The 9,666-nt window shown below is 73.2% G+C and carries 8 protein-coding genes and 2 pseudogenes; 7 read left to right on the top strand and 3 right to left on the bottom strand.

The features are described 5' to 3' along the window. Window positions 1-290: pseudogene (locus ACFW1I_RS29765) on the bottom strand (hypothetical protein); the annotation flags it as partial. Between ACFW1I_RS29765 and ACFW1I_RS29770 the strand changes: the two are divergent. The 3 genes and pseudogenes from ACFW1I_RS29770 to ACFW1I_RS29780 form a co-directional block, all read left to right on the top strand. Beyond that, window positions 178-729: pseudogene (locus tag ACFW1I_RS29770) on the top strand (alpha-galactosidase); the annotation flags it as partial. The pseudogenes ACFW1I_RS29765 and ACFW1I_RS29770 overlap by 113 nt on opposite strands. A 193-nt stretch (window positions 730-922) precedes the next feature. Beyond that, window positions 923-1,762: an alpha-galactosidase gene (locus tag ACFW1I_RS29775; RefSeq protein ID WP_384675703.1), complete on the top strand. Its 840-nt coding sequence runs from the start codon at window positions 923-925 to the stop codon at window positions 1,760-1,762. A gap of 39 nt (window positions 1,763-1,801) precedes the next feature. Next, entirely contained in the window at window positions 1,802-2,656 is an 855-nt protein-coding gene (locus ACFW1I_RS29780) for an alkaline phosphatase family protein (RefSeq protein ID WP_384675705.1), read from the top strand. Between the two features lie 12 nt (window positions 2,657-2,668). On the opposite strand, the gene ACFW1I_RS29785 is transcribed toward ACFW1I_RS29780, so the two are convergent. After that, window positions 2,669-3,694: a LacI family DNA-binding transcriptional regulator gene (locus tag ACFW1I_RS29785; RefSeq protein ID WP_384675706.1), complete on the bottom strand. Its 1,026-nt coding sequence runs from the start codon at window positions 3,692-3,694 to the stop codon at window positions 2,669-2,671. 150 nt (window positions 3,695-3,844) lie between these two features. Between ACFW1I_RS29785 and ACFW1I_RS29790 the strand changes: the two genes are divergently transcribed. Genes ACFW1I_RS29790 through ACFW1I_RS29805 form a run of 4 tightly spaced genes read left to right on the top strand, consistent with a single transcriptional unit; the run spans window position 3,845 to window position 9,319 of the window. Further along, window positions 3,845-5,152: an ABC transporter substrate-binding protein gene (locus ACFW1I_RS29790; RefSeq protein ID WP_384675708.1), complete on the top strand. Its 1,308-nt coding sequence runs from the start codon at window positions 3,845-3,847 to the stop codon at window positions 5,150-5,152. 29 nt (window positions 5,153-5,181) lie between these two features. Then, the gene (locus tag ACFW1I_RS29795; RefSeq protein WP_384675710.1) at window positions 5,182-6,129 is read left to right on the top strand and encodes a carbohydrate ABC transporter permease; all 948 of its coding nucleotides are present in this window, start codon (window positions 5,182-5,184) and stop codon (window positions 6,127-6,129) included. Beyond that, a complete protein-coding gene (locus tag ACFW1I_RS29800; protein WP_384675712.1) occupies window positions 6,129-6,947 on the top strand; it encodes a carbohydrate ABC transporter permease in 819 nt (272 codons plus the stop codon). The genes ACFW1I_RS29795 and ACFW1I_RS29800 overlap by 1 nt, the downstream gene beginning before the upstream one ends. Further along, window positions 6,944-9,319 carry a beta-glucosidase gene (locus ACFW1I_RS29805; RefSeq protein WP_384675714.1) on the top strand — a complete coding sequence of 792 codons (2,376 nt, stop codon included), beginning with the start codon at window positions 6,944-6,946 and terminating at the stop codon, window positions 9,317-9,319. The genes ACFW1I_RS29800 and ACFW1I_RS29805 overlap by 4 nt, the downstream gene beginning before the upstream one ends. Here the strand turns inward: ACFW1I_RS29805 and ACFW1I_RS29810 are convergent. Then, the coding region (locus ACFW1I_RS29810; RefSeq protein ID WP_384675716.1) for an ABC transporter permease at window positions 9,295-9,666 on the bottom strand (372 nt) is incomplete at its 5' end. The genes ACFW1I_RS29805 and ACFW1I_RS29810 overlap by 25 nt on opposite strands.

Genomic DNA, 9,666 nt, shown 5'->3' on the forward strand with positions numbered 1-9,666 from the left:
AGGTAGAAGTGCTCCAGGCAGAGGCCCGTCCCCTCCGGCCGGAGGGTGACGCAGCCGGCGAGCGGCCCCGGCGGGGGGTCGCTCACCGAGGTGTTGGCGCCCCGGAATCCCGCCCGCCGCCCCCGCCGGCCCCCGCGCCGCCCCGGCGCCGAGACCGTGCTGACGAGCCGCCGGGGCCTGACCGGGCACCACGCGAACCCCTGGCTGGCCCTCGATGACGGCACCGCCACCGAGACGGGGGGCGAGGTCTGGAGCACCGCGCTGGCCTGGAGCGGCAGTTGGCGCGTCACGGTGCACCGCGATCCGGTCGACCGCACGACGTGGACCGGCGGTTTCGGTCACGAGGGGATCGGCTGGACCCTGCGGCCGGGCGAGACGCTGCGCACACCGGTGTTCGCGGGGCTGTACGCGCCGGACGGCTTCGGCGGGGCCAGTCGGGCCTGGCACGCGTATGTGAGCGGGCGGGTGCTGCCGGAGCCGGACCGTGACCGGCCGGTGCTCTACAACTCGTGGGAGGCCACCGGGTTCGGCGTCGACGAGGCCGGCCAGATCCGGCTCGCGCGGCTGGCCGCCGGGCTCGGGACGGAACTGTTCGTCCTGGACGACGGCTGGTTCGGCACCCGCCGGGACGACCGGTCCGGCCTCGGCGACTGGACACCGCGCCCCGACGCCTTCCCCCGCGGGCTGCGTCCGCTCGCCGACGAGGTGCACCGGCTGGGCATGCGGTTCGGGTTGTGGGTGGAGCCCGAAATGGTCAACCGGGACAGCGACTTGTACCGGTCGCGGCCCCGGGGGCGTGGGGGGGTGGGGGTGGGGGGGCCCCCCAACTCTGAACACCCGCACCGCTCTGGAGCGGGGGGGGGGGCGGGGGGGGCCCCCCCCCCCCCCCCGGCTCGACGCGACCGAGCTCCGTCATCAGCTGGTGCTGAACTTCGCCCGGCCCGAGGTGGAGGCGTGGGCGCTGGAGACCCTGGACCGGCTGGTCCGGGAGCACGACGTCGACTGGCTCAAGTGGGACGCGAACCGGCCCTTCACCGAGGCGGGCTGGGACGGGCACCCCGACCCCGACCGGCTCTGGATCGATCACACCCGGGCCGTCCACCGGATCATGGACCGGCTCCGCGCCGCGCACCCCGGCCTGGGCATCGAGGCGTGCGCGGGCGGCGGCGGGCGCGTCGACCTCGGCATCCTGGCCCGCACCGACCAGGCGTGGACCTCGGACAACACGGATCCGGTCGACCGGATCGGCATCCAGCACGGCTTCTCCCAGCTCTTCCCCGCCCGGGCGATGGGCGCGTGGGTCACCGACAGCCCCACCACCGGCGGCCGGCCCACCCCGCTGCGCTTCCGCTTCCACGTCGCCATGGCCGGGGCGCTGGGGATCGGCGGGGACCTGGCCTCCTGGTCCGAGGAGGAGCTGAAGGAGGCCGCCGAACTCGTCGCCGCGTACAAGCGGATCCGCCCGCTCGTCCAGCGGGGGCAGCAGCATCGCGTCGCCTTCGGCGGCCCCGTGTCCGCGGTCCACTACGCGGCGCCGGACGGCGGCGAGCACGCGGTCCTCGTCTGGCGCCCCGTGACCCGCTTCGGGCACCCGCCCGCGCCGGTGCGGCTGCCCGCGCTCGATCCGGCGGCGCGCTACAGGGACCCGGACCTCGGCGTGGTGCACAGCGGCGCGGTCCTGGTGAGCCGGGGCATCGACCCGCGGCTTCCCGCCGGCGACTACGCGAGCAGCCTGATCCGGCTCCACCGCGTCGCGTCCTGACCCCGCCCTCCGTCCGCCCACGACACCTCGGGACAGCCCATGGACAGCGCACCGGACCCCTCCCGCGTTCTCGTCGTCGGCATCGACGGCGTACGCCTCGACCTGCTGCCCGCGCTCCGCACCCCGCACCTCGACGGGGTCGCCAGGACGGGCCTCCTGGCACCGGTCGAGGTGGACGACGTGACGCCGACGATGTCCGGCCCGTGCTGGGCCACCGTCGTCACCGGCGTCGGCGTCGCCAAGCACGGAGTGTGGGGCAACCGGCTGGATGGCAACCGGCTCGACGTCTTCCCGGACTTCACGACCCGGCTCGCCGCCGACTGCGGCCGCCGCACGTTCGCCGTCGGCGGGTGGGCGCCGCTCTTCCTCGCCCGGGACGGCGGCCCGCTCTTCACCGCCCCCAGCCGGCTGGGGTTCGTCGCGCCCCGCGAGGACACCCCCGAGGGCTGGGAGGAGGTGGACGGGCGGGTGACCGCCGAGGCGGAGCGCCTCCTCTCCCTGGACGAGGAGCTCCACGCCGGCTTCGTCTATCTGGGCGCGGTCGACGAGACCGCCCATGTCCTGGGCTGCGGCCCGGAGTACCGCCGGTCCATCGAGGCGGCGGACCGCCGCCTCGGCCTGCTCCTCGCCGCGGTGCGCCGCCGTCCCGCGTACCCGCGGGAGCGGTGGACGGTCCTCGTGGTCACGGACCACGGGCACCGCGACGAAGGGGGCCACGGAGGCCGCAGCGCCCGGGAGCGGACGGCCTGGATCGCCGCGTGCGGTCCCGGCCCGTCCGCCGCGACGGCCCGGCCGGTCCTCCACCACGCCGACGTGGCCGCGCAGGTGTACGCCGCGCTCGGCATCACGCCGGACCCGCACTGGACGCTGGACGGCTCCCCGTTCCTCGTCTGAGCGGTCGGCCCGTCAGCGGGCGTCGGGCCCGGGCGGGGCGGTGCTCTTCCTGACCACGAGGCTCGTCGCCAGTTCCATGCGGGTGACCGCGGCCTCGCCGGCGCGCAGGCGCAGCAGCATCTGCACGGCCTCCTCGCCCATCGCGCGCAGCGGCTGGTGGACGGTGGTGAGGGGCGGGCTGGACCACTGCGCGATCATCACGTCGTCGTAGCCGACGACGGACAGGTCCTCGGGCACGCGCAGGCCGCACACCCGGGCGGCCTCCATGGCCCCGAGCGCCTGGAGGTCGCTGCCGGCGAAGATCGCCGTGGGGCGGTCCGGCAGTCGCAGCAGCTCCATCGCCCGCGCATGGCCGCCTTCGACGTGGAAGTCGCCGAAGCGGACGAGGGCGTCGTCGTGGGCGAGGCCGGCCATGTTGAGGGCGGAGCGGTAGCCGTCGAGCCGGGCGAGGGAGCAGAGCATGTCCTCGGGGCCGGTGACGATGCCGATGCGGCGGTGCCCGAGGTCGATGAGGTGGCGGGTGGCGGCGACGCCGCCGGACCAGTTCGCGGCGCCGACGGACGGCACGTCCGGTTCGGGGTCGCCCGCCGGGTCGACGATGACGAAGGGGATCGACCGGGCGTCGAGCTGGCGTTTCACGGCGTCGGGGAGCGACGAGAAGACCAGGACCACACCGATGGGGCGGCGTTGGAGCACTCCTTCGATCCAGTCCGGCGCGGGGGCGTGCCGGGTGCCGCTCTCGGTGAGCACGACGCTGGCGTGGTGGGCCTTGGCGAGGTTCTCGACGCCGCGGATCAGCTCCATCGCCCACACGCTGTCGAGCTCGTGGAAGACGAGCTCGATGAGGGGCGCCTCGCGGGCGACGCGGGTGGTCCGCCGGTAGGAGTGCTCTTCGAGGAGCCGTTCGACCTTGTCGCGCGTGGTCGCCGAGACGTCCTGCCGGCCGTTGAGGACTTTCGAAACTGTCGAAAGTGATACGCCGGCCTGCTGCGCCACCTCAGCCAGCGTGATGCGCCGGTTCTCCTCGTCGTTTCGCATCCGCGCAGCATAGAGCACCGTTCCCCGCGCCCACATGGTCACGCTTTGATAACGCGCCGCCGGAGGGTTGCCCCTCCGTCCCGGCAGGCTTAGCGTCCGGCAGCAGGAAGTTTCGGCGATGTGACCGAAACACTTTCGAAAGGCAGAGCGATGAAGCGGCGCACACGAGTCCTCAGAACCACCGTCGTCGGCGCGGCGTCTCTGGCGCTGGCCGCTTCCCTGGCGGCCTGCGGCGGCTCGGGGGACTCCGCGGAAGGCGGTTCGGGCACGATCCACGTCCTGGTCTACGGCGACGCCACCAACAAGGTGGAGAAGCAGCTCGTCGACACCTTCAACAAGACCTCGAAGGTCAAGGCCGTCCTCGACACCATCCCCGGCGCCGACTACCAGTCCAAGCTGCAGACGATCATCAGCGGCAAGCAGGCCCCGGACGTCTTCTTCAACTGGGGCGGCGGCAGCATCAAGCCCTTCGTCGACGCGGGCCTCCTCATGCCGCTCGACGACTTCGTCGCGAAGGACCCCGGGCTCAAGTCGAACTTCCTGCCGTCGGTCTTCGAGACCGCGGTCGTCGGCGGCAAGCCGTACGGGGTCCCCATGCGCGGCACCCAGCCCGTCCTGCTGTTCAGCAACAAGAAGGTCCTGGCGGACGCCGGCGTCACCGCGCCGCGCACCTGGGACGAACTCCTGACCGCCGTCAAGGCCCTCAAGGCCAAGGGCGTCACCCCCATCGCGCTCGGCGGCGGCGACCGGTGGCCCACCCAGATGTGGTTCCAGTACCTCTACGACCGGGTCGCCGGACCCGAGCTCTTCCAGAAGGCGGTGAACGGGGACAAGAGCGTCTGGGCGAGCGAGGACAGCAAGAAGGCTCTCGGCAAGCTGAAGGAGCTGATCGACGCCGGCGCCTTCGGCACCAACTACGACTCGGTCAAGTTCACCGACGGCGGCTCCCCCGCCCTCCTCGCCACCGGCAAGGCCGCCTTCGAACTCATGGGCTCCTGGGAGTACTCCACCCTCCAGGACGCCTACCCCGACTTCGTGAAGAGCGACCTCGGCTACGGCACCTTCCCGGCCGTCGAGGGTGGTAAGGGCGACCCGGCCAATCTCGCCGGCAACACCAACAACTACTACTCGGTCCTGAAGAACACCGAACACCCCGAAGCCGTGGCCGAGTTCCTGAAGCTCATGTACTCGGACGAGTTCGTCAAGGGCCAGCTCGCCATCGGCAACCTGCCCACGACGACCAACACCCCCCAGTTCCTGGACGGTTCGGCGAACCCCGCCTACTCGAAGTACCAGTACGACCTGGTGAAGAAGGCCCCCGCCTTCCAGCTCTCCTGGGACCAGGCGTACCCCCCGGCCGCCACCACCACCATCCACCAGGCCGTCCAGCAGTTCTTCAACGGACAGACCGACGCCGACGCCTTCATCGCCGCCATGCAGAGCCTGCCCGCGGCCTGACCCGCGGCCCGACCTCCGGAACGCCTGACATGACCACTACCACAGCCTCCGCCGTGGACAGCGCCGCGAAGACCGTCCCCCGCGGGCGGCCCGGCCGCCCCGCGACCGGAGTGGGCCGCCCGGGCTTCGCCTGGGCGGCGCCCGCCGCCGTCTTCTTCGGCCTGTTCGCCCTCGTCCCGCTCGTCCTGGTCCTCGTGCTCTCCTTCACCCGCTGGAACGGCCTCGGCTCCCCGCAGTTCGCCGGCCTGGACAACTGGCGCGGACTGCTCGACGACCCCGTCCTGGTGAAGAGCCTCTGGCTCAGCCTGCTCCTCACCGTCCTCGGCGTCGTCGTCCAGACGCCCCTCAGCATCCTGCTCGGCGTCTGGGCCGCCGGACGGCAGCGCAACCGCGCCGTGCTCTCCGCCGTCTACTTCGTCCCGCTGCTGCTCTCCATCACCGCGGTCTCCGTCCTGTGGCGCGCCGTCCTCGACCCCAACTTCGGCGTCCCCTCCCAGGCGACGTGGCTCTTCGGCGACGGCAACCTCTTCGGCACGCAGACCGGCGCCCTCGGCGTCCTCGTCCTCGTCAGCACCTGGCAGTTCACCCCGCTGCACACGCTGATCTACCAGGGCGCGGCGCGGTCCATCCCCGAAGTCCTCTACCAGGCCGCCCAGATCGACGGCGCCGGCCGGGTGCGGCAGTTCTTCCACATCACCCTGCCGCAGCTGCGCAACACCATCGTCACCTCGGGCATCCTGATGGTCGTCGGCGGACTCACCACCTTCGACACCATCCTGATCCTCACCCAGGGCGGGCCGGGCACCGACACCACGAACAGCGCCTACTACATGTACCAGAAGGCGTTCAAGAGCTTCGACTTCGGCGCCGCGTCCGCGGTCGCGCTGCTCCTCGTCCTCGTCGCCACCCTGGTCTCCCTGGTCATGGTGCGCCTGACCGGCTACGACAGGATGCGCAGCACCATGGAGGGCGTGTGATGCGGAAGCGCCCCAACTACCTCGCCGGATTCGGCTCGTTGGTCTGGCTGTTCGTCGTCGGCCTGCCGCTGTACGTGATGCTGGTCGCCACCTTCCAGACCCGGGCCGAGTACGCGGCGAACGGACCGCTCTCCTTCCCCGAGCACTTCACCCTCGACAACTACGTCAACGACCTCAACGACGGCTTCGGGCAGTACTTCCTCAACACGGTCGTCGTCACCGTCTGCGTGGTCGGCATCGTCCTGCTGCTCGTGCCGCCGCTCGCGTACGCCATCGTCCGCAGCGACGGCAAGGCCACCGGCCGGGTCTTCCGGCTCTTCCTCCTGGGGCTTGCCATCCCGTCCCAGGCCGTGATCGTCCCGATGTTCTACCTGATCAACGAGGCCGGCCTCTACGACAACCTGCTGGGCGTCATCCTGCCGACCGCCGCCTTCGCGATGCCCGTCTGCGCGCTGATCCTCACCGGTGTGATGCGGGACATCACCCCCGAGCTGTACGAGGCGATGACCGTCGACGGGGCCTCCCCCCGCCGGATCTTCCTCCGGCTGGTGCTGCCCCTGTCGAAGAGCGGCCTGTCCACGATCGTGGTCTTCTCCTCGCTCCAGGCGTGGAACGGCTTCCTGTTCCCGCTCGTGCTCACCCAGTCCTCGGAGAACAAGGTCATCACCATGGGCCTCTACGACTTCCAGACGGAGCACGGCGTCGACATCCCCGGTCTGCTGGCGGCCGTCGTCCTGTCCATGCTCCCCATCCTGCTCGTCTATCTGTTCGCCCGTCGCGCCCTGGTCCAGGGGCTGATGGGAGTCGGAGGAAAGTGACCGACACCGTGGCCATCCAGCCCCCCGCCCCGCTCCCCGCCTGGCGCGACCGCGCGCTGGACGCGGAGGCCCGCGTCGACGCGCTGATCCGCGAGATGACCCTGAAGGAGAAGACGGCCCAGCTGTACGGCGTGTGGGTCGGCGCCTCCGACGAGGGCGCCGAGGTCGCGCCGCACCAGCACGACATGGAGGAGCCGGCCGATCTCGACGCCCTGCTCCCCGACGGCCTCGGCCAGCTCACCCGGCCCTTCGGCACCGTCCCCGTCGACCCCGCGCTCGGCGCCCTGTCGCTGATGCGCACCCAGGAACGGATAGCCGCCGCGAACCGCTTCGGCATCCCCGCCGTCGCCCACGAGGAGTGCCTCGCCGGCTTCGCCGCCTGGGGCGCCACCGCCTATCCCGTGCCCCTCTCCTGGGGCGCGACCTTCGACCCGGCCCTCGTCCGGGAGATGGCCGCCGCCATCGGCCGCGACCTGCGCGCGGTGGGCGTCCACCAGGGCCTGGCGCCTGTCCTCGACGTCGTCCGGGACGCCCGCTGGGGGCGCGTCGAGGAGACCATCGGCGAGGACCCGTACCTCGTCGGGACCATCGCGACCGCGTACGTCCAGGGCCTGGAGTCGGCCGGGATCGTCGCCACCCTCAAGCACTTCGCCGGCTACTCGGCCTCCCGGGCGGGCCGCAACCTGGCCCCGGTCGGCATGGGCGCCAGGGAGCTGGCCGACGTGATCCTGCCGCCGTTCGAGATGGCGGTCCGGGAGAGCGGCGTCCGGTCGGTGATGCACGCCTACACCGACACCGACGGCGTGCCCTCGGCCGCCGACGACCGGCTGCTGACCGGGCTGCTCCGGGACACCTGGGGCTTCACCGGCACCGTCGTCGCCGACTACTTCGGCGTGGCGTTCCTGAAGACGCTGCACGGCGTCGCCGGCACGTTCGGGGAGGCCGCCGGGGCGGCCCTCGCGGCCGGCGTCGACGTCGAACTGCCCACCGTCAAGACCTTCGGCGCACCCCTCGCCGAGGCGATCGGGCGGGGCCAGGTGCCGGAGGAGCTGGTGGACCGGGCCGTGCGGCGGGTCCTCCTCCAGAAGGTACGGCTCGGGCTGCTCGACCCGGACTGGAGCCCGGTCCCGCCGGTGCTGCGCGGCGCCGACACCACGGCCGACCCGGAGGCCCTGCGGGGCACGGTGGACCTGGACCCGGACGCCAACCGCGCGCTGGCCGGACGGATCGCCGAGCGGGCCGTCGTGCTGCTGCGCAACGACGGCGTGCTGCCGCTCGACCCGCGCACACCCCGCCGGATCGCCCTCGTCGGCCCCACCGCCGAGGCCCCCACGGCCGTCCTGGGCTGTTACTCCTTCCCCGTCCACGTCGGCGGGCAGCACCCCGGGACGCCACTGGGGATCGAACTGCCCACCCTGCGCGAGGCCCTGGCGGCCGAGTTCCCCGACGCCGAGATCGTCGTGGCGCGCGGCACCGGCATCGACGACGCCGACACGGACGGCTTCGCCCCGGCCCTCGCGGTCGCCCGCGGCGCCGACCTCGTCGTGGCGGCGCTCGGCGACCGTGCCGGGCTCTTCGGACGGGGCACCAGCGGCGAGGGGTGCGACGCCGGGTCGCTCGGCCTGCCCGGGGCGCAGCAGCAGCTGCTGGACGCGCTCCTGGACACCGGCACACCTGTGGTGACGACCCTGCTGGCTGGCCGGCCGTACGCGCTCGGCCGCGCGGCCGACGAGTCCGCCGCGATCGTCCAGACGTTCTTCCCCGGCGAGGCGGGGACGGCGGCGATCGCGTCCGTGCTGAGCGGGCGGACGGAGCCGAGCGGCCGGCTGCCCGTCAGCGTGCCCCGGCACCCGGACGCCCAGCCGTCGACGTATCTGGCCTCCCGGCTGGGCCGGCGCAGCGAGGTGTCCAACATCGACCCGACGCCGGCGTTCGGCTTCGGGCACGGCCTCGCCTACACCACCTTCGCCTGGGGCGATCTGACGGTGGAGGAGGCCGAGGTGCCCACGGACGGTGTCGTACGCCTCGCCCTCACCGTGACGAACACGGGCGACCGCCCCGGCACCGAGGTCGTCCAGCTCTACCTCCACGACCCGGTGGCGTCCGTGGTGCAGCCGGTGCAGCGCCTCGTCGGGTACGTACGGGTGGGCCTGGCGCCCGGTGAGGGCCGGCGGGTCCGGGTGGAGGTGCCCGCGGACCTCGCGTCGTTCACCGGCCGGGCGGGGACGCGGATCGTGGAGCCGGGCGGGCTGGAGCTGCGGTTCGCGGCCTCCAGCACGGATCCGCGGCTGACCGCGCGGGTGACGCTGACCGGTCCGGTGCGGCAGGTGGACCACCGGCGGCGCCTTCACGCCGGGTTCGAGGTCCTCTGACCGTTCGGGTCGGGTGCGGGGCGGCGGTGGAGGCTGCCCCGGGCGGCGAGTTCGAGGGTGAGGGCGACGGCGACCGCCTCGACGGCGAGGAGGGCGATCAGGACGAAGACCTGGACGGCGCCGGCCGTGAGCGGGGACGCCCCGCCGAGCAGCATGCCGACGAAGGCGCCCGGCAGGGTGACCAGGCCGACGGTGCGGGTCTGGTCCAGGGCGGGCAGCAGTGCGTCCGAGGCCGCGGCGCGGGCCACTTCGAGGCGGGCGTGGGGGGGCGGGGGGGGGGCGGTGGGGGCGGCGCGCAGCGCCCGGGGCCGGGGAGGGCGGCCCAGGGGGGCGGGGGGGGGCCGGAG

This window comes from Streptomyces sp. NPDC058955 (assembly GCF_042741435.1).
GTDB lineage: Bacteria > Actinomycetota > Actinomycetes > Streptomycetales > Streptomycetaceae > Streptomyces.